The organism is Streptomyces sp. NPDC005551 (assembly GCF_042871785.1).
GTDB lineage: Bacteria > Actinomycetota > Actinomycetes > Streptomycetales > Streptomycetaceae > Streptomyces.
The window spans coordinates 163,623-182,100 of the sequence record NZ_JBIAJE010000009.1; the positions used below are offsets into that span (position 1 = coordinate 163,623).

17 protein-coding genes and 1 tRNA gene are annotated in these 18,478 nt (G+C 72.0%); 5 read left to right on the top strand and 13 right to left on the bottom strand.

Going from position 1 to position 18,478, the window contains the following annotated elements:
- On the bottom strand, positions 1–1,053 hold the full coding sequence (locus ACFYP4_RS25890) for an energy-coupling factor ABC transporter permease (RefSeq protein ID WP_388788435.1): 1,053 nt from the start codon (positions 1,051–1,053) through the stop codon (positions 1–3).
- A gap of 183 nt (positions 1,054–1,236) precedes the next feature.
- Between ACFYP4_RS25890 and ACFYP4_RS25895 the strand changes: the two genes are divergently transcribed.
- Complete coding sequence (locus ACFYP4_RS25895; protein ID WP_358850052.1) at positions 1,237–1,584, top strand: SsgA family sporulation/cell division regulator; 348 nt, start codon at positions 1,237–1,239, stop codon at positions 1,582–1,584.
- A gap of 215 nt (positions 1,585–1,799) precedes the next feature.
- Here the strand turns inward: ACFYP4_RS25895 and ACFYP4_RS25900 are convergent, their stop codons facing one another.
- From ACFYP4_RS25900 to ACFYP4_RS25910, 3 genes are read right to left on the bottom strand one after another with little or no spacing between them, the layout of a single operon-like run.
- Positions 1,800–2,432: a hypothetical protein gene (locus ACFYP4_RS25900; protein ID WP_388788793.1), complete on the bottom strand. Its 633-nt coding sequence runs from the start codon at positions 2,430–2,432 to the stop codon at positions 1,800–1,802.
- A 42-nt stretch (positions 2,433–2,474) separates the two neighbouring features.
- Positions 2,475–2,684 carry a DUF397 domain-containing protein gene (locus ACFYP4_RS25905; RefSeq protein ID WP_358850051.1) on the bottom strand — a complete coding sequence of 70 codons (210 nt, stop codon included), beginning with the start codon at positions 2,682–2,684 and terminating at the stop codon, positions 2,475–2,477.
- Positions 2,681–3,586 carry a helix-turn-helix domain-containing protein gene (locus ACFYP4_RS25910; protein WP_388788439.1) on the bottom strand — a complete coding sequence of 302 codons (906 nt, stop codon included), beginning with the start codon at positions 3,584–3,586 and terminating at the stop codon, positions 2,681–2,683. Before ACFYP4_RS25910 ends, ACFYP4_RS25905 begins: the two co-directional genes overlap by 4 nt.
- A 138-nt stretch (positions 3,587–3,724) precedes the next feature.
- Between ACFYP4_RS25910 and ACFYP4_RS25915 the strand changes: the two genes are divergently transcribed.
- The gene (locus ACFYP4_RS25915; RefSeq protein ID WP_358850049.1) at positions 3,725–4,192 is read left to right on the top strand and encodes an ATP-binding protein; all 468 of its coding nucleotides are present in this window, start codon (positions 3,725–3,727) and stop codon (positions 4,190–4,192) included.
- Between the two features lie 54 nt (positions 4,193–4,246).
- On the opposite strand, the gene ACFYP4_RS25920 is transcribed toward ACFYP4_RS25915, so the two are convergent.
- Together ACFYP4_RS25920 and ACFYP4_RS25925 are read right to left on the bottom strand one after the other, a co-directional pair.
- Positions 4,247–6,478 carry an MMPL family transporter gene (locus tag ACFYP4_RS25920; RefSeq protein ID WP_358850048.1) on the bottom strand — a complete coding sequence of 744 codons (2,232 nt, stop codon included), beginning with the start codon at positions 6,476–6,478 and terminating at the stop codon, positions 4,247–4,249.
- Between the two features lie 180 nt (positions 6,479–6,658).
- On the bottom strand, positions 6,659–7,252 hold the full coding sequence (locus tag ACFYP4_RS25925; RefSeq protein ID WP_358850047.1) for a TetR/AcrR family transcriptional regulator: 594 nt from the start codon (positions 7,250–7,252) through the stop codon (positions 6,659–6,661).
- A 178-nt stretch (positions 7,253–7,430) separates the two neighbouring features.
- Here ACFYP4_RS25925 and ACFYP4_RS25930 point away from each other — a divergent pair, with 178 nt between their 5' ends.
- Positions 7,431–10,751: a S41 family peptidase gene (locus tag ACFYP4_RS25930; protein ID WP_388788444.1), complete on the top strand. Its 3,321-nt coding sequence runs from the start codon at positions 7,431–7,433 to the stop codon at positions 10,749–10,751.
- A gap of 183 nt (positions 10,752–10,934) precedes the next feature.
- Here ACFYP4_RS25930 and ACFYP4_RS25935 read toward each other — a convergent pair whose 3' ends face one another.
- From ACFYP4_RS25935 to ACFYP4_RS25950, 4 genes are all read right to left on the bottom strand, one after another.
- Positions 10,935–11,126: a hypothetical protein gene (locus tag ACFYP4_RS25935; protein WP_358850045.1), complete on the bottom strand. Its 192-nt coding sequence runs from the start codon at positions 11,124–11,126 to the stop codon at positions 10,935–10,937.
- 84 nt (positions 11,127–11,210) lie between these two features.
- On the bottom strand, positions 11,211–12,095 hold the full coding sequence (locus ACFYP4_RS25940) for an SDR family oxidoreductase (protein ID WP_358850044.1): 885 nt from the start codon (positions 12,093–12,095) through the stop codon (positions 11,211–11,213).
- Positions 12,092–13,048, bottom strand: a complete 957-nt coding sequence (locus ACFYP4_RS25945) for an alpha/beta hydrolase (RefSeq protein ID WP_358850043.1) — start codon at positions 13,046–13,048, stop codon at positions 12,092–12,094. The genes ACFYP4_RS25940 and ACFYP4_RS25945 overlap by 4 nt, the downstream gene beginning before the upstream one ends.
- Complete coding sequence (locus ACFYP4_RS25950) at positions 13,045–14,562, bottom strand: flavin-containing monooxygenase (RefSeq protein ID WP_388788449.1); 1,518 nt, start codon at positions 14,560–14,562, stop codon at positions 13,045–13,047. Before ACFYP4_RS25950 ends, ACFYP4_RS25945 begins: the two co-directional genes overlap by 4 nt.
- 212 nt (positions 14,563–14,774) lie before the next feature.
- On the opposite strand from ACFYP4_RS25950, the gene ACFYP4_RS25955 reads away from it, so the two are divergent.
- Positions 14,775–15,407: a MerR family transcriptional regulator gene (locus tag ACFYP4_RS25955; RefSeq protein ID WP_388788796.1), complete on the top strand. Its 633-nt coding sequence runs from the start codon at positions 14,775–14,777 to the stop codon at positions 15,405–15,407.
- A gap of 27 nt (positions 15,408–15,434) precedes the next feature.
- Here ACFYP4_RS25955 and ACFYP4_RS25960 read toward each other — a convergent pair whose 3' ends face one another.
- Complete coding sequence (locus tag ACFYP4_RS25960; RefSeq protein WP_358850041.1) at positions 15,435–16,235, bottom strand: exodeoxyribonuclease III; 801 nt, start codon at positions 16,233–16,235, stop codon at positions 15,435–15,437.
- A 58-nt stretch (positions 16,236–16,293) separates the two neighbouring features.
- On the opposite strand from ACFYP4_RS25960, the gene ACFYP4_RS25965 reads away from it, so the two are divergent.
- Entirely contained in the window at positions 16,294–16,770 is a 477-nt protein-coding gene (locus ACFYP4_RS25965) for a GNAT family N-acetyltransferase (RefSeq protein ID WP_358850040.1), read from the top strand.
- A 57-nt stretch (positions 16,771–16,827) separates the two neighbouring features.
- Here the strand turns inward: ACFYP4_RS25965 and ACFYP4_RS25970 are convergent.
- Positions 16,828–16,901, bottom strand: a tRNA-Ala gene (locus ACFYP4_RS25970).
- An 89-nt stretch (positions 16,902–16,990) separates the two neighbouring features.
- Positions 16,991–18,289 (bottom strand): gephyrin-like molybdotransferase receptor GlpR, encoded by a 1,299-nt coding sequence (gene glpR / locus ACFYP4_RS25975; RefSeq protein WP_388788453.1) that lies wholly within the window; start codon positions 18,287–18,289, stop codon positions 16,991–16,993.
- Between the last annotated feature and the right edge of the window lie 189 nt (positions 18,290–18,478).

Below are 18,478 nucleotides of genomic sequence, written 5' to 3' on the forward strand. Positions count from 1 at the left end.
TCAGACCCCTTCGGGGAGTGAGACGGGCGAGGTGTCGTCCGTACGGCGCCTGCGGACCGCCCAGAAGACACCGGTGCCCGCGACGACGGTGACACCGACGCCGATCACGCCCGCGAGGCCGCCCGAGACGCGGGCGTCGGAGACGTCCTTGACCCCGTAGTCGGCCAGCGGAGAGTCGGACGCGGCGTGCTCCTCGGCCTTCTTGTCGATGCCCTGGTCGTGGGCGATCTTCTCCAGGCCGTCGGGGCTGGCGGAGGCGTAGAAGCTGACGAACCCGGCGAGCACGACGGAGGCGGCCAGACCGGCGGCCCACACCGCGCGCCGGGAGGTCCGGGCGGCCACCGGGACGGGGGCGGTGCCGGGGGCGTCGACCAGCTCGCCGTTCACGCGCAGCTTGAGGCGCTGCTGGAGGCCGCGCGCCCCGTACACGAGGTCGGGCCGTACGGCGATCACGGCGCCGACGGTCAGCGCGGTGATCGCCGCCTCACCGACGCCGATGAGGAGGTGGACGCCGACCATGGCGGTGGCGACCTTGGTGATCGAGACGTCGGTGGTGCCGCCGAGTGCGTAGATGAAGGTGAAGGCGACGGCGGCGCCGGGGACGGACAGCAGCGCGGCGACGAAGGCGGAGACGGTGATGGAGCGCCGCTTGCGCGGGAGCACCTTCACCAGCCCCCGAAAGACGGCGTACGCCACCACCGTGGTGACGATCGCCATGTCGGTGATGTTCACGCCGAGCGCGGTCAGGCCGCCGTCCGCGAAGAGGATGCCCTGCATGAGCAGCACGACGGAGACACAGAGGACCCCGGTGAAGGGGCCGACGAGTATCGCCGCCAGTGCGCCGCCGAGCAGATGTCCGCTGGTTCCGGCGGCGACCGGGAAGTTCAGCATCTGTACGGCGAAGATGAACGCGGCGACGAGACCGGCGAGCGGTGCCGTCTTCTCGTCCAGCTCGCGGCGGGCCCCCTTGAGACTCACGGCGATGGCACCGGCGGCGATGACGCCGGTGACCGCGGAGACCGGGGCGTTGATGAATCCGTCTGGCACATGCACCGTTCGAGGATAGCGCCTTGTTGCGAACCGCTTGCAAGAGCGAGTGCGTCATGAATAGTCCGGTGCGGCAGGGAACCGCTCCCAGGCCGGTTTCCGGGAAATATGCGACATTGGAGGGGAAGCGGATCCACGACGCGGGTGTGCCGTTTCCTGCTCGGGTCACGCAGCGTGAGGAGCCGTCCGATGTCCGTCGTCGAACAGTACGCGCGAGTCCACATCGTCACGGAGTCCCAGGAGGGCGAGAACGCCGTCCCGGTCGTCCTGCGCTACGACCCCGATACCGACCCCCGTGTCGTCCGGATCGGCCTCCCCGGCCCCCATGAGTGGCAGTTCTCCCGCGACCTGCTGGAACGCGGCCTGCGCACGCCGGTCCGCAGCGGCGACGTGGAGATCTGGCCCTGCGGCCGGGTCCAGGCGATCATGGAGTTCCATTCCGCGTGGGGCACGGCGGTGGTCCAGTTCGACACGAAGACCCTCACGCGCTTCCTCCGCCGCACGTATGCGGCGACGGCCACGCCGGTGGCGCACTGACGTCGGATCGCCCCGCCGCCCGTCCGACACGCGCGCTCGAACCGCCGCTCAGTCCGCACCCCCGCCGACGGACCCGGTTAGCGACATGCGCAGATCCGGCAATGCTTGGCGTGAGAGCGATGACGTCGTGTGTCACGAGGTTCCCCGTCCTCAGGGCGAAGAGCGCCCATGGCTCCGATGTCCGATCGATGCTCACTCATCGGCTTGGGCACCGCTCAGAGCCTGCCGGTCAGGTCCGGGCCCAGACCGTCTTCGTAGGCGTCCGGAGTGGCGAGGCCGTTGGCCGTGGCCACGCCGAAATAAGTCGGGTCCCCCAGTTCCGGAGACACACCCGATACCGCGGTGAGTTCCTTCAGGGCGGTCGCGAGGCGCGGTGCGTTGCGTCGATGGACGTCGGGATGCGGACGGCCGGAGAAGTCGTACCAGGCCCAGATGTCGTGATGGACGGTCAGCTCGGCCGAGAGACCCGTGGGAGCGGGAGAGACGGACAGTTCGATCAGCCCGGGTTCCTCGCGCCTCTTCCCTGCGGCATCGATCCAGATGCCCGAGCCGACGACATGGACGATGTCGATCTCTGCTTCGGGAAAGGCGACCGGGCGACTTCCGCGCAGCCGCTCCGCAAGGGTCGGATCACTCAGGCGCGTCGGGAGTTCCAGAGTGCTCGTGACGCCGATGGCACCGACGTCCATGACGTACCACCGGTATTCGAGGCTGGCCGGGGTGAGTAACTCCAGGCGGCCCAACACTTCACTCATGCTCGCGGCCGTCGCCAGCGCCGACTCCAGACCGGGTGCGGCGATCCCGTCGAAATCCCAGAACCAGGAACCGCAATTCCTCGGTGCACGCATCAACACGTCACGGTGATCCTTACCCGGGTCCGGTCACCCAACTCATTTGCCGACCACGTATCCGACGAACTCCGCCCAGGCCCCCGGGTCCACCGTGAGACGGGGTCCCGGGGGGTTCTTCGAGTCGCGGATGTGGATCGTCCCCGGGGTCGCGGCTATCTCGACGCAGTCGCTGGGGTTGCTGCTGTCGCTGTAGCTGCTCTTGACCCACGCGAGGCCAGAGGCATCCCCTGCCAGGGGTTTGCGGGTCATGTCTCTCCCAGCAGTTGCTCGATGAAGGCCAGCGACTCCCTCGGCGAGAGAGCCTGGGCCCGGATGATGCCATACCGCAGTTCGAGGATCCGAAGCTGGCGAGGTTCCGAGACGGGCCGCCCACCGAACTCGTCGTCGGTGCGCCCCACTGCGGTACCGTCCCCGAACTTCAGCACCTGGATCCGCCCGGCAGGCCCGGGATGATCAGCGCGGCAGGTCGGCATCACCTGGAGTTCGACGTGCGGCAACCGGGCGATCTCCAGCATGTGTTCCAGCTGTCGACGTAGCACCGCTGTCCCTCCGACCGGACGGCGCAGCGTCACCTCCTCCTGTACGAAACTGATCTCAGGCGCGGGTGCTCGGCCGTAGATGGACTGCCGCGCCATGCGCGCGGCCACCGCCCGTTCCAGCTCGTCGGGCGAGAGGGTCGGGCGCCACGGTCCGGCCGGCCGGACGCCCGCAGGGTGCCGACCGTCTTCAGCAGCCGGTCGGCGGGTCCCGAACAGCGCACCGGAGTACTCCGGCGTCTGCAACAGCCCATGGATGTTGTGGGTGCCGTAGAGCAGCAGCTCGACCGCCCGCTCCTCCAGCATCTTCAGTTCCCGTACCTTCTTCGGGTACCGCGCCTTCTCCATGTCCTCGCGGAACGCCCTGATGCGGCCGCCCGCGTTCAGGACCTCGTCGGCGCGGTCCAGGAACTCCGGGCGGGGAATGCGCGCCCCGCGTTCCACTTTGCGGACCAGGTCCTCGCCGTATCCGACGGCCTCTCCCAACTCGGCCGCCCGCAGGCCCGCCGCCTCGCGCCAGAGTCTGATCTGGCGCCCCGCCGCCTCCACCACCGGGGCGATCTCGTCCTCCGGACCCACATCCCACCCGGGTTCGTCCACACCCTCGCCGCTCATGACCACCGCCTTCCACGCGCAGCCGTACCCGTACATCCGCGGGACAGCCGGGACAGACCGGGACAGCGGCCGGACAGTCACCGTACGTACGGGTGCGATCACCGCTCAGCGTAGCCAGCGTCCGCCACGCTGAGTGACGTGAATCAAGAGACCAGCGGGCCCCGGCCGCAACTTGCCCGCCATTTCCGCACCTTCAGCGTGCTGCTGTCCCCCACACCCCGTGGCGCCCGCCTGGCCCGGCTGCTCGCGGTGGAGCAACTGCGGATCTGGGGGGTGCCGTTGGAGGCGGCGGGTCACATCGTCGCGGAGCTGGCGGCCAACGCCGTGCGCCACGGCCGGGTCCCGGGCCGTGACTTCCGGCTGACCCTCCTCGTGGTGGGCGGCACGCTCCGTATCGAGGTGACGGACACGCGCGGTGACCGTCTCCCCGTGCTCCCCCGAGAGGTCCCCGCGGACGCCGAGTCGGGCCGCGGCCTGCTCCTGGTGGACGCGCTCGCCGACCGCTGGGGTGTCACGGCGGGCCCGCCCCCGCGCAAGACCGTCTGGGCGGAAATCCCTCTCGCCGGAGCGGACGTGCTCCCCGGCAACGACGACGGCCGCCGGTGAGGGCACCCCGTGAGGGGCCTCACCGGCGGCCGGTCGGCGGAGCGGCGGGTCGGCTCAGACCCGTACCAGCTCCCTGTCCTCGTCGCCGTCCTTCGGGCGGCCGGCGTCGTGGGCGCGCAGCCCCTCGCCCTCGACGTCGACGTTCGGGAGCGCCCGGTCCAGCCACGCCGGCAGCCACCAGGCCCGCTTGCCGAGCAGGGCGAGCACGGCCGGGACGATCGCCATGCGGACCACGAACGCGTCGAAGAAGACCGCGATGGCGAGGCCGAAGCCGATCATCTTGATCATCGCCTCGCTGGAGCCGATGAAGCCGGAGAAGACGGCGATCATGATGACGGCCGCGGCGGTGACCACCCGGGCGCCGTGCCGGAACCCGGTCACGATCGCCTGGCCGGGCCGCTCCCCGTGGACGTACGCCTCACGCATCCGGGTCACGAGGAAGACCTCGTAGTCCATCGCGAGGCCGAAGACCACGCCGACCATGAAGATCGGCATCATCGACATGATCGGGCCGGTCTCCTCGACGCCGATCAGACCGGCCAGCCAGCCCCACTGGAAGACCGCGACGACGGCGCCGAGCGCGGCCATCACCGAGAGCAGGAAGCCGAGGGCCGCCTTCAGCGGGACCAGGATCGAGCGGAACACCACGATCAGCAGCAGGAAGGCCAGGCCGACCACCAGGGCCAGGTACGGGACCAGCGCGTCGTTGAGCTTCTGCGAGAAGTCGATGTTCATGGCCGTGGAGCCGGTGACCAGGACGGTCGCGCCGGAGTCGGCCTTGATGGAACCGCCCGCGTCGCGGATCTCGTGGACCAGGTCCTCGGTGCGCACGGAGGACGGCTTGGAGTCCGGGATGACGCTGATCATGGCCGTGTCGCCGGCCTTGTTGAAGGTCGCCGGGGTGACGGAGACGACGTCGTCGAGCTTCTTCACGGTGCCGGACACCGTGCTGACGGCGCCCTTGGGGTCGTCGCTCGACCTGGCGTCGACCACGACCATCAGCGGGCCGTTGAAGCCGGGGCCGAAGCCCTCGGACAGCAGGTCGTAGGCGCGGCGCTGCGTGGTGGACGTCGGCTGCGAGCCGTCGTCCGGCAGGCCCAGTTCCAGCGAGGCCGCGGGGACGGCGGCGGCACCGAGGCCGACGACGCCGAGGAGCAGGACGGTGAGGGGGCGGCGTACGACGAAGCGTGCCCAGCGGGTGCCCATGTTGGGCCGCTCGCCGACCGCGGCGTCCCGGGCCTTCTGCCGGCCGCCGCCCAGCAGCCTGCTCTTCTGTCCGGCGGGCTGCACCCTGCGGCCCGCGTAGCCGAGCAGCGCCGGGATCATGGTGAGGGCGATGAGGACGGCGACGGCGACCGTGCCGGCCGCGGCGACGCCCATCTTGGTGAGCATCGGGATGTTGACGACGGCGAGGCCCACGAGGGCGATGACGACGGTGAGGCCGGCGAAGACGACGGCCGAGCCCGCGGTGCCGACGGCCCGCCCGGCGGCCTCCTCGCGTTCCCGGCCCTCGGCGAGTTCGGCGCGGTAGCGGGAGACGATGAAGAGGGCGTAGTCGATGCCGACGGCGAGGCCGATCATCATCGCGAGCGTGGAGGTGGTGGAGCCGAGGTCGAGGGCCTTGGCGAGCGCGGCGATGGTGGAGACGCCGATGCCGACGCCGATGAGCGCGGTGAGCAGCGGCAGCCCGGCCGCGATCAGCGACCCGAAGGTGATCACCAGTACGACCGCGGCGATCGCGATGCCGATGATCTCGGTGGAGCCGGTCTCGGGCACGGCCTGGAGTGCGTCACCGCCGACCTCGACGGTGAGCCCGGATGCCCGCGCGTCCTTCGCGGCGTCCTTCAGGGCGTCCTTGGAGGCGTCCTTCAGTTCCATGCCGGAGACCTCGTACGACACCTGCGTGTACGCGACGGTGCCGTCCTTGCTGACGGCCTTGGCCTTGAACGGGTCGGTGACGGAGGTGACCTCGGAGCCGTCGCCGAGTTCCCGGACGGCCTCCTTGACGGCGGCCTTGTTCGCCGGGTCCGCCATCTTCTCGCCGTCGGGTGCCTTGAAGACGACGCGTGCGGTCGCCCCGTCGGCACTCATTCCGGGGAAACGATCCTCCAGCAGGTCGAAGGCCTTCTGCGCCTCCGTGCCCGGGATGGAGAAGGAACTGGAGCCCGCCGTGGGCGCCGAGGCGGCGCCGACACCGGCGAGCGTGAGCAGGGCCACCCATATCAGGGCGACGAAGTGCCGTCGCCGGAAGGCGAGACGGCCGAGTTTGTAGAGGAACGTGGCCACGAAGGCGTACTCCCGGTCAGGTCGTGGACGACAGAGGGCTGGTGCGCTCGCCCGGTGGGGGCACGGGGAACGGCGGGGCGGATCAGCCCGACGACGTGAGCGGTTCGCGTCAGGTGGGACGGGTGGGACAGGTGTAACAGGTGCCGGGGAACAGCGGGGACTCGAGTGGGGGTCGAGGGGTCAGGCGCCGAGGGCGGGGAGGACCACGGCGTCGATGTACGAGGTGATGAAGGCCTGCGTGGGCGGCAGCTCGTCGATCATGGTGCGCGCCGCGAAGGCGCCGATCAGCATGTGCATCACGTAGTCCATCGCGGGGTTGTCCGGACGGACCTCCCCGCGGTCGACGGCACGCCGCAGCACCCTGCGCATGTCCTCCATCTCGGGTTCGACGAGATACTCGCGGAACGCCTTGAGGAGTTCCGGGTTCCCGTGCGCCGCCATGGCCAGGCCCCGCATGAGTGCGGAGTCCTGCTCCATCCGGCAGTCGTCCTGCCGGGCGGCGAGCGCGTGGAAGTCACCGCGCAGGGAGCCGGTGTCCAGGCCGGCGGGCGCGAGCGGCGGCTTCTGATGCCGTATCGCCTTCACGACCAGCTCGGCCTTGCCGCCCCACTGACGGTAGAGGGTGGCCTTGCTGGACCGGGTGCGGGCGGCGACGGCGTCCATCGTCAGGGCGTCGTAACCGACCTCCCGGAGCAGATCGAGCACGGCCGCGTACAGCTCGGCCTCGCGCTCGGGCGTGATCCGGCTGCGACGCGCCGTTGCGGCTTCGGCCATCCCGCTCACCTTCTCCTGCTGCGCCGGCGGAGATCCGCTGCGGACGACACCGGTTTCGTACGCCTTCGAAGATACCCCGGGACGCAGCGAAACGAAACCGTTTCGTACGTGCCATGGGTCACCGTATCGGACGCGCACCCGACTTGCCGGTGCCCCGGAGGCGGCAAAACATGGGGAGGTGAGCGACGCGTACGAGAAGGCGACCGCCGACGAGACCGCCCCCGGCTACCTGCGATTCCCGCACCTCAGCGGTGACCTGCTGTGCTTCGCCGCCGAGGACGACCTGTGGGTGGCCCCCCTCGAAGGGTCCGCACGCGCCTGGCGGCTCACCGTCGACCGCACCAAGGTCGGCCACCCGCGCTTCTCCCCCGACGGCCGCCACATTGCGTACACGAGCTGGCGCAGTCTCGTCCCCGAGATCCATCTGGCACCGGTCGGCGGCGGCCCCGGCCGACGGCTCACCTACTGGGGCAGCGCGGACACCCGGGTCTGCGGCTGGGCGCCGCCCGACAAGGACGGCAACTGCCACGTCCTCGCCGTCGCCTCGCACGGCCAGCCCTTCTCGTACTTCACCTGGGCCTACAGCGTCCCCACCGACGGCGACCCGGGCGGGCGGCTGCCCTGGGGCCCGGTCTCCGACATCCAGGTCGCCGACCTCGACGGCGAGCGCAGGACCCTGCTGCTCACCGGCACCCCGCCGCACGAACCGGCCGCGTGGAAGCGCTACCGGGGCGGCGCGACCGGGCGGCTGTGGCTGCACGGGCAGCGGATCCTCGCCGGCCTCGGGGGGCACCTGCACTCCCCGATGTTCGTCGGCGGACGCATCGCCTTCCTCTCCGACCACGAGGGCATCGGCAACCTCTACTCCTGCGCGTACGACGGCTCCGGCCTGCGCCGGCACACCGACCACGACGCGTTCTACGCCCGGCACGCGGCGAGCGACGGCACCCGGGTCGTCTACCAGTGCGCGGGCGACCTGTGGCTCGTCGACGACCTCGGCGCCGGCTCGGTGCCGCGCCGGCTCGACGTCCGCCTCGGCGGGCCGCGCGCGGGCCGGCGCAGGTACCAGGTGCCCGCGGCCCAGCACGTCGACGGCATCTCCGTGGACGAGACGGGCCGCGCCGGCGCCGTCGTCGTACGCGGCAGCCTGTACTGGCTCACCCACCGCGACGGGCCCGCGCGCACCATCGCGGACACCCCGGGGGTACGCGTCCGGCTCCCCGAGATGCTCGGCTCCGGCGGCCAGGTCGCCTACGTCACCGACGCGGACGGCGAGGACGCCGTCGAGATCGCCCACCTGCCGCGCGCCACCGGCGACCGGGCACCGCGCCGACCCGCCACCGGCGACCTGGGCCGCGTACTGGAACTGGTGTCGGACCCGCGGGGCGAACGCCTCGCCGTCGCCTCGCACGACGGGCGGGTGCTGCTGATCGACGCGACGGAGGAGCCCGAGGAGGCCGGGGACACCGCCGCGACCGGGGCGAGCGGGGTCGTCGAACTGGTCAGGTCCGACAACGGACCCGTGCGGGACCTGGCGTTCTCGCCGGACGGGTGCTGGCTGACCTGGTCGCACCCGGGCATCGGCCGGTCGCTGCGGCAGATCAAGCTGGCGCGGATCAAGGACGGCCTGGTCGTCGACGTGACCAACGGCCGCTTCGAGGACGAGAACCCGGTGTTCACCCGGGACGGCCGCTATCTGGCGTTCCTGTCCTGGCGCGGCTTCGACCCGGTCTACGACGTGCACACCGGCGACCTGTCCTTCCCGCTGGGCTGCCGCCCCTACCTCGTGCCCCTCTCCTCCGCGACCCCCTCCCCCTTCGCCCTGAACCCGGACGGACGCCCGGTCGCCGGCGGTCTCGACCCGGTCGGGGACGGTCCCGACGACGGCGGCACGGTGACCGTGGAGATCGAGGGGCTGGAGAGCCGGGTCACCCCCTTCCCGGTCACCGCCTCCAAGTACTCGGCGCTGCACCCGGTCGCGGGCGGCGGCCTGGTCTGGCTGCGCTGGCCGATCTCCGGGGCGCTCGGCGAGACCTTCGCCAACCCGGACGACACCACCGGGCGGCCCACCCTGGAGCACTTCAGCATCGCCAAGGCGAAGAAGTCCGAACTCGTCGGCCACCTGGACTTCTTCGCGGTCAGCGGCGACGGCACCCGTCTCGTCGTCGCCGACGAGGACGACCTGCGGGCCGTCCCGGCCACCGAGTCCGGCGACGCCGACTCCACGGTCTGGATCGACCTGCGCCGGATCCTGCACGAGGTGGACCCGCCCGCCGAATGGCGCCAGGCGTACGCGGAGGCGGGCCGCATCATCCGCGCCTACTTCTGGGACCCCGGCATGTGCGGCATCGACTGGGACGCGGTCCTCGCGCAGTACCGGCCCCTGGTCGAACGGGTCGCCTCCCCCGACGAGTTCGCCGACCTGCTGCGCGAGGTGCTCGGCGAGCTGGCCACCTCGCACGCCTACGTCACCGCCGCCCGCCGCAACGAGGGCCCGGCGCACTACCAGCGCAGGCAGGGCCTGCTGGGCGCCAACTTCGTCCGCCGGGAGGGCCGGTGGATCCTCAAGCGGATCCTGCCCGGCGACTCCTCCGACTCCAAGGCCCGCTCGCCGCTGGCCGGTTCGGGCATCCGGGAGGGCGCGGTGCTCACCCATGTGGACGGCCGCCCGGTGGACCCGGTGGCGGGCCCGTATCCGCTGCTGGCGGGAGCGGGCGGGACGACGGTGGAGCTGACGTTCACCCCGGCGGAGGGCGGCGGGCGTCCGCGCCGGGTGGCGGTGGTCCCGCTCACCGACGAACGGCCGCTGCGCTACCAGGACTGGGTGGCCAAACGGCGCGAGGTGGTGCGGGAGGCCGGCGGCGGCCGCTGCGGCTATCTGCACATCCCGGACATGGGCGGCTCGGGCTGGGCCCAGTTCAACCGCGACCTGCGCATGGAGGTGTCGCGCCCCGCGCTCATCGTCGACGTGCGCGGCAACGCGGGCGGCCACATCAGTGAACTGGTCGTCGAGACGCTGACCCGCAGGATCCTCGGCTGGGACCTCACCCGCGACGCCCGGCCGGTCTCGTACGCGTCGAACGCGCCGCGGGGGCCCGTGGTGGCCCTCGCGGACGAGGCCACCTCCTCGGACGGCGACATGATCACGGCGGCCTTCAAGCTGCTGAAGCTGGGTCCGGTCGTCGGCGAGCGCACCTGGGGCGGAGTCGTCGGCATGACCGGCCGGCACCGTCTCGGCGACGGCACGGTCATCACGGTCCCGATGAACGCCGCCTGGTTCGACGCCTACGGCTGGTCGGTCGAGAACCACGGTGTCCGTCCGGACCTGGAGATCCCGCGGACGCCGCTGGACTGGGCCGAGGGCCGGCACGCCCAGCTGGACGACGCTGTGCAGCTGGCCCTGGAGCTGCTGGCCGGCCGCCCGGCCGCGTCCCCGCCCGACCTCTCGGACGTCCCGGACCGCGCACGGCCCCCATTGCCCCCGCGCGGCACGGAATGAGGTTGCCCCCGCGCGGCGGAGGGGCCGACAGGAGCCGACGGTGGCTCACACCCAGTCGCGGTCTCCGGCCCGTTCAAGCCGTGGTGCACACGCCGAAAGGGCGCCACCTGTCCGTGGTGCACGCGCCGAAAGGGTGCCCCCTGTACGGAGGGCACCCGATTCCGGCCAAGGCCGGGCGCAGCGTCAGATGTCGTAGTCGTCGTCGAGGCGCTCCCGTGCGTCCTGCGGAGTGCGCTCACGCTCGGGACCCTGTGGGGCCCGGTCGCGCTCCTGCGGCGAACGCTCGCTCGCCTCGTCGCGCCGCTCGCCGAACTTCTTCTTCGCCTGCTGCTGCAGCTGCTCGGACTTGTCCTGGAACTGGTCCTTCATGCCCATGGAATTCACTCCCGTAGTGGGTGAGGGGATCGGGGCACGACCAGAGTTGCACGCCGGAACACAGCGCGCATTTCGATCAGTTACTCACCGTGAGGTGGTCCGGCGTTCGTCCTCGTCCGCCGCGCCGCCCGCGCCCACGAGGCCCTTGGAGACGCTGGTCAGCCGCGGTTCGAAGCGCCGCATCTCCCGCTGCCCCACGGTCCCGATGACGGCCGGGAGATACCCGCGGATGCCCTGCATGCCCCGCAGCCACCACTGCGCGTACACATGGCTGGACCGCCGCTCGATACCGGAGACGAGCCGGTCCACCGCGGGGCCCAGCGGATACGTCTTGTTGGAGGGCCACGGCAGCCGCTGGCGCAGCTCGCGCATCACGTCGTCCTGGTCGGCGCCCCGCACCATGTCCGTGTCGGTCCACGAGAGGTAGCCCACCCCGACGCGGACGCCCTTGTGGCCGACCTCGGCGCGCAGGCAGTGCGCGTACGCCTCCACACCCGACTTGGACGCGCAGTACGCGGACATCATGGGCGCGGGGGTGATGGCGGCCAGGGACGCTATCTGGAGCAGATAGCCGCGGCTCTGCGTCAGCACCGGCAGGAAGGCCCGCGCCGTGACCGCCGAGCCGATCAGGTTGACCTCGATGACGCGCCGCCAGGCGACGGGGTCGGAGTCCACGAACGGGCCGCCCGTCGCGACACCGGCGTTGGCGACGACGATGTCGACCTTCCCGAAGCGCTGCTTGACCTCCTCGGCGACGCGGGCCATGGCCTCGTGGTCGGTGACGTCCGCGTACCAGTGGTCGCTGTCGCTGTGCAGCCGCTCCGAGACCTGCTTGAGCGCGTCCGCCTCCAGGCCGACGAGTGCGATCTTCGCGCCGCGTGCGGAGAGTTTGCGGGCGAGGAGTTCCCCGACGCCCCGCGCGGCTCCCGTGACGACCGCGACCTGTCCTTCCAGGCTGGTCCTGCTCATGCGCCCGCCTCCTTCAACTCGTCGTGACCGGGCACCTGTTCCCGTTCCCCGGGCTGCCCGTACGTGGTGACCAGCTCCCGGATCCGCGCGGTCACCAGATCCGGGGCCTCGATGGGGGTCATGTGCCCGAGCCCGGGAAGCTCCGTGACGCCGACGCACTCGGGCAGCGCGGCCACCAGGGCGCGCGCGTGCACGGCGGGCGTCAGCCGGTCCGCCGTGCCGACCAGGACCGCGGTGGGCACCCGCAACTCCCGTACGCCGTGGTCGAGATCGAGCAGGTCGAGCACCTGCGACCAGGAGTGCCGCACCCGGCGCGGACACGCGTGCACGATCCGCGCGCACGCCTCGACCATTTGCGGCGACGCACCGGGGCCCATGGTCACGTACTTGAGGATGCGCCTCGCGAGCGGCGAGACCGGGCCGAGCGGTGCCCGCGAGCCGAGTACCGACTTGGTGAGCCGGGTCCGCAGCCGTCCGGCGCGCATCGGGATCAGCAGCGACTCCGCGACCAGCCGCGAACTGCCCGTGCTGCACAGCAGGGCGGCCGCCGCGTGTGCCCGGAAGGCGGCGCGCCGCGAGGCCGCCATCAGGGTCATCCCGCCCATGGAGTGGCCCGCGAACACGGCCTTCTCGCCGGGTGCGAGCGTCGCCGCGATCACCGCCTCCAGGTCGTCGGCGAGCCCGTCGACGCTGCACGCGGGGCTCGCGGGGCTGCGCCCGTGGCCGCGCTGGTCGTAGGCGATGACCCGGTGGTCGACCGCGAGGTCGCGTATCTGCGCGGCCCAGAAGGCGGTCGAGCAGGTCCAGCCGTGCACCAGGACGACGGCGGGCGCGCCCTCGGGTCCGTGCACCTCGACGTGCAGCCGGGCGCCGTCGGCGGAGTCCACGGTCGGCACCCGCGCGGGCACGGGCGGCGCGTAGGGCCCAGTGGCCACGTGCATCAGACGGCTCACGCCTGTACCTCGGTCTTCTCGGGTGCGGGGGACAGGCCGGGGGCCGGGGCCCGCAGCACCTCGTACTCGGCGAGGTCGACGCGCCGCGTCGCGCTGCGGAACTCGGTCGTCGTACCGGGCCAGATGGTGGTGTTGCGGCCGTTCGCGTCGAGGTACCAGCTGTTGCAGCCGCCGGTGTTCCAGACGGTGCGCCGCATGCGTTCCTGGACCCGGTGGTTCCAGGCGTCGACCGCGCCGGGGCGGGCGTCGAGCGCCACCCGGCCGCCGAGGACGTCCAACTGGCGTACGAAGTCGGCCAGGTAGTTCAGCTGGGACTCGATCATCAGGATCATGCTCGAGTTCCCGAGGCCGGTGTTGGGGCCGATGATCGTCATCCAGTTGGGGAAGCCGGCCGCGGTGGCGCCGCGCAGCGACTGCATGCCGCCCTTCCAGGTCTCGGCGAGCGTGCGGCCGTCCGCGCCGACGACCCGCTCGGCGATCGGCATGTCCGTGACGTGGAACCCGGTGCCGAAGACGATCGCGTCCGCCTCGGCGGTGGTGCCGTCGGCGGCCACCAGGGTGGAGCCTTCGATGCGGGCCAGACCGGAGGCCACCACGTCCACGTTGGGCCGGGTGAGCGCCGGGTAGTAGGTGTTGGAGAGCAGGATGCGCTTGCAGCCGATGCGGTAGTCGGGGGTCAGCCTGGCCCGCAGCTCCGGGTCCTTGACGGCGCGGGCGATGTTCCGCTTGGCGAGCCGCTCGACCAGGCCCAGTTCCTCGGGCCGCTTGGTGAAGGCCTGGACCTGCAGCTCCCGGATGCCCCACAGCAGTCCGCGCCGGGCCTTCGTGGTGAACGGCAGCTGCCGGTGCAGCCAGCGCTCTGCCCCGCTGATCGCCCGGTCCATCCGCGGCATCACCCACGGCGGGGTGCGCTGGAAGAGGGTCAGCCGCTCCACCTCGGGCTGGATGGCCGGCACGATCTGGATGGCCGAGGCGCCCGTGCCGATCATGGCGACGCGCTTGCCGCGCAGCTCGTAGTCGTGGTCCCAGCGGGCGGAGTGGAAGATTTTGCCGGGGAAGGTGTCGATGCCGGGCACGTCCGGGATCTTCGGGTCGGACAGCGGCCCGGTGGCGGAGACCACGAGATCGGCGGTGAGGGTCCCGCTGGCCGTCTCGATCTCCCAGTGCAGCTTCTCGGCGTCCCAGCGCATCACCTTCACCTCGGAGTCGAAGCGCAGATGGGGGCGCAGGCCGAAGAGGTCGGTGACGTGCTCCAGGTAGGCGCGGATGTGGTCCTGGCCGGAGAAGGTGCGCGGCCACTCGGGGTTGGGCGCGAAGGAGAACGAGTAGAGGTGGGACGGTACGTCGCACGCGCACCCGGGGTAGCTGTTGTCCCGCCAGGTGCCGCCGACGCTGCCGGCCCGCTCCAGGACGACGAAGTCGGTCACGCCCTCACGGCGCAGCCGCACGGCGGCTCCGAGACCTCCGAACCCGGAGCCGACCACCGCCACCCGTACATGCTCGTGCTCGGTCATCCCGACGCCTCCCTGCTCCGCGCGACCATGCCAGTGAACACTGGCGCAATGGGGAGACTAGAGGAGCTTCGTACTCATGGGTAGGGGTCCGGGCCGGGAAAGTTACCGCGGGTACGACATAGGGTGCCGTCGTGGCTGACGGATCAGGGAAACGGGACCTCGGGACACCGGCGCGGGCCGGCGCACCCGAACCGGGCCGGCGCGAGTACCGCATGGAGGAGCTGGCGGAGCGGGCCGGCATCACCGTGCGCACCCTGCGTTTCTACCGCGAGCGCAAGCTGATCCCGCCACCGCGCCGCGAGGGCCGCATCGCCTGGTACGACGAGTCCCACCTGGCCCGGCTGCGCACGATCTCGGCGCTGCTGGAGCGCGGTCACACCCTGAACGGCATCGCCGAGCTGGCGGAGGCCTTCGACAACGGCCGGGACGTCGGCGAGCTGCTGGGCCTCGGCGAACCCAGCGAGGAGACCCCGGTCCGCCTCTCCCCCGAGGAGCTGGCCGACGTCTTCGCCGGCCAGGCCACCCCGGAGAACCTCGCCGCCGCCCTGGACCTCGGCTATCTCGGCACCGACGGCACGGACATCGTGCACATCAGCCGGCGGCTCCTGGACGTGTCCGCGGCCCTGGTCCGCGAGGGAGTCCCGCTCGCGGACGTGCTGGCCGCCGGCCGCCGCGTACGGGAGCACACCGAGGCGCTGGCCCGCCTGTTCACCGAGCTCGTCCTGACCGAGGACCGCACGCCGGAGGACCTCCAGCGACTGCGCCCCCTGGCGAAGAGCGTGGTGGAGGCGGAACTGTCCATGGCCCTGGACCGCCGCCTGCGACACCCGGGCGAGGCGCCCTGACGCGCCCCTGACGCGCCCCGGTCGCGCCTACAGGTCGTAGACCACGGTGACGGGAGCGTGGTCCGACCAGCGCTCCTCGTGGGTCGCCGCCCGCTCCACGAAGCCCTTGACGGCCTTGCCGGCGAGCCCCGGCGTCGCGACCTGGAGATCGATCCGCCACCCCGTGTCGTTGTCGAAGGCCCGCCCCCGGTACGACCACCACGTGTAGGGCCCCGCCACGTCCGGGTGCAGCGCGCGCACCACGTCGACGTACCCCGCACCGTCACCGAGGACCCGGCCGAGCCACTCCCGCTCCTCCGGCAGGAACCCGGAGTTCTTGCGGTTGCCGCGCCAGTTCTTCAGGTCGGCCTCCTGGTGGGCGATGTTCCAGTCGCCGCAGACGAGGACCTCGCGCCCGTCGGCGGCGGCCCGCTCGCGCAGCCCCGCCAGGTGGCCGAGGAACTCCCCCATGAACCGAATCTTCTCGTCCTGCCGTTCGGTCCCGACCTCGCCGGAGGGCAGATAGAGGCTGGCCACGGTGACACCGGGCAGGTCGGCCTCGACGTAGCGGCCGCTGGAGTCGAACTCCGCGGACCCGAACCCGGTCCGCACCCGGTCGGGCTCACGCCGCGTGTAGAGGGAGACCCCGGCCCGCCCCTTGGCGGCGGCGGGCGCGTGCACGACGTGCCACCCCTCGGGCGCCCGTACGGCGTCGGGGAGCTGCGCCGGCTCGGCCCGCACCTCCTGGAGGCACACGACGTCGGCGGAGGTCCCGGCGAGCCACTCCACGAAGCCCTTTTTGGCGGCGGCGCGGAGCCCGTTCACGTTCACAGAGGTAACAGTCAGCACCCGGGCACGATACTTAATCCGTCACTCCGTCCCGACGCATGAATGTACGATACTCCGCATGCATATCCGCCCGGTCCCGTACGACCACCCCGACGCCGTGAAGCTCAACGACCAGGTGCAGCTCGAATACGCCGAGCGCTACGGGGACGGGGGCGACGTCACCCCGCTCGACCCGTCGATGTTCCAGCCGCCGTCCGGCCTGTACCTGGTCGCGTACGACGAGCGGGACCGGCCGGTGGCCACGGGCGGCTGGCGCACCCAGGACGAGAACGACGAGGGCTACTCGGACGGCGACGCCGAGCTGAAGCGGATGTACGTGGTCGCGGAGGCCCGCGGCCTCGGCCTCGCCCGGCGCATCCTGTCGGAGCTGGAGGACGACGCCCGCGCGGCGGGCCGCACCCGCATGGTCCTGGAGACCGGCACCAAGCAGCCGGAGGCCATCGCCCTCTACACCTCCAGCGGCTACGAGCCCTGCGCCAAGTTCGGCCTGTACCGCCACGAGCCCCTGAGCCGCTGCTTCGCCAAGCCGCTGTAGGGCCACGGAACGCGCGAGAACCCCGCCGGACGAATCCGACGGGGTTCTCAATTGCAGTGGACCTGAGGGGATTTGAACCCCTGGCCCCCTCGATGCGAACGAGGTGCGCTACCGGACTGCGCCACAGGCCCTTGCAACGAGTGAAACTCTAGCATCCCCGTCCGGGTGCTTGGAAATCCGTTCCTGGCTGGTCACCAGGGCCCCCGACGGCCGGCGCTCGTCACTCGTTGGCCGCCCGCGGCCGGTCGCCGTGCTCGTACTGGTCGAAGAGCGGGGTGCGCCCCCGCTCGCGGGCACGGCGGGCGGACGCGGCCCGGCGGGCGTCGCAGCGGCCGTCGTCGTCGGCCGCGTCGGGCCGCTCCTCGGCGGCGGGCTCCGCCTCCGGCGCGCTCGGCTCCGCGGCGCTGGACCGCGCCGAGCTCCACGCGTCCGGAGCGCCGAGGTCGACACTGGGCGTGGCCCGCGGGGCGACCGGCGCCGTGACGTACGTCGGGAGCGGGACCGGCACCGGATCCCAGCTGTCACCGTGTCCGGGCCGCCGCTGCCGCTCGCGCTGCTGGTCGACCCACTCCGCGTGGTCGGTCTGCTCCACCAGGGCGCGGCGGTCGGCCGCGAGGGCGGACAAGCCGGGGTCGGCCTCCGGTTCGGGTGAGTCGTCCGGCTCGTCGGCGCCGGGATCCACGGGAGCCCGCCCCCGGGGCTGCCGCTCGCGCAGCCGCCGCGCCGCCGCCTCGGCCAGCTGCCGGTCCATCGTGTACGTGAACCGCCGCCGCTCCTGCGCCCGCAGGTAGGCGATGTATCCGCTCAGCAGCACCGCGGGCACTCCGGGCGCCCACAGGAAGGCCAGCCCGCCGACCGCCGCGACGATCGTCCCGAGGGTGAACGCGAGGAAGAGCACGACGGTCGTACGCCGCCGGCGCGCGAGCACCTTCGTGCGCCGGGCACGCGCTGCGGCCTCCGCAGATGCGGCGCGCCGCGCGGCCGTCCCGGACTGCTCCGCCGGAGCGGACTCGCCGGAGGAGGCGTGGGCGGGCCGGCCGGAGTGACCGGACCTGGCGGACTGCCGGGGCACGGGTCTGTCGGCGGGGCGGGACGCGGGTCTGTCGGCCGCGCGGCCCGGGGATCCGTCGGCGGACGACGCCGCCGTCTCGTGCCGGTCCGGGGACTCCGCCGGGACCTGGGCCTGTGCCTGGGGACGCTGCTGCTCCTGGGCCCGGGACCGCGGCTGCGCCGGAGCCTGCGGCTCGGTCGGCGGCACGGCGAAGGCCCGGACGTCCACCGATTCGGTGACACCGTCCGGTCCGGCGCTGGGCTCCTCCTCGTCGGCGGAGCGCGCCTGCAGGTCCCTGGCGTACCGGCGCTCCATCGCCGCCCGTCCGGACAGCAGCCGGATGGCGGTGCTGAAGCGTTCCGTCGGACGGGCCTCGTTCAGCTCGTCCTGCCTACGGAGCCACATCGGCACCAAGTAGGCGGCCCAGGCCCCGACAATGACTGCGTAGATGAGGCCGCTGCTGCTCACGCCTCACACGGTAGAGGGGTTTGCGTGAGGCCATCTGCCAATTGCGCCGGTGTGTCGCACGATCCGGCTGATATTTCGAGCTTTTTTTGTGACCGATCCGATCAGCAGCCCGCCGACAGCGCCGAATTACCGCTCTCAGGTGATCGCCCGCCGATCAATTTCGAACACCTATTTCATTTTCCGTGGGCG

Excerpts from the sequence above, each read along its gene's own strand:
- ACFYP4_RS25905 (WP_358850051.1), bottom strand. The coding sequence starts at position 2,684 with ATGACCCGCAAACCCCTGGCAGGGGATGCCTCTGGCCTCGCGTGGGTC.
- ACFYP4_RS25965 (WP_358850040.1), top strand. The coding sequence starts at position 16,294 with ATGCATATCCGCCCGGTCCCGTACGACCACCCCGACGCCGTGAAGCTC.
- ACFYP4_RS25910 (WP_388788439.1), bottom strand. The coding sequence starts at position 3,586 with ATGAGCGGCGAGGGTGTGGACGAACCCGGGTGGGATGTGGGTCCGGAG.
- ACFYP4_RS25935 (WP_358850045.1), bottom strand. The coding sequence starts at position 11,126 with ATGGGCATGAAGGACCAGTTCCAGGACAAGTCCGAGCAGCTGCAGCAG.
- ACFYP4_RS25955 (WP_388788796.1), top strand. The coding sequence starts at position 14,775 with ATGGAGGAGCTGGCGGAGCGGGCCGGCATCACCGTGCGCACCCTGCGT.
- ACFYP4_RS25925 (WP_358850047.1), bottom strand. The coding sequence starts at position 7,252 with ATGGCCGAAGCCGCAACGGCGCGTCGCAGCCGGATCACGCCCGAGCGC.
- ACFYP4_RS25950 (WP_388788449.1), bottom strand. The coding sequence starts at position 14,562 with ATGACCGAGCACGAGCATGTACGGGTGGCGGTGGTCGGCTCCGGGTTC.
- ACFYP4_RS25940 (WP_358850044.1), bottom strand. The coding sequence starts at position 12,095 with ATGAGCAGGACCAGCCTGGAAGGACAGGTCGCGGTCGTCACGGGAGCC.
- ACFYP4_RS25895 (WP_358850052.1), top strand. The coding sequence starts at position 1,237 with ATGTCCGTCGTCGAACAGTACGCGCGAGTCCACATCGTCACGGAGTCC.
- ACFYP4_RS25900 (WP_388788793.1), bottom strand. The coding sequence starts at position 2,432 with ATGCGTGCACCGAGGAATTGCGGTTCCTGGTTCTGGGATTTCGACGGG.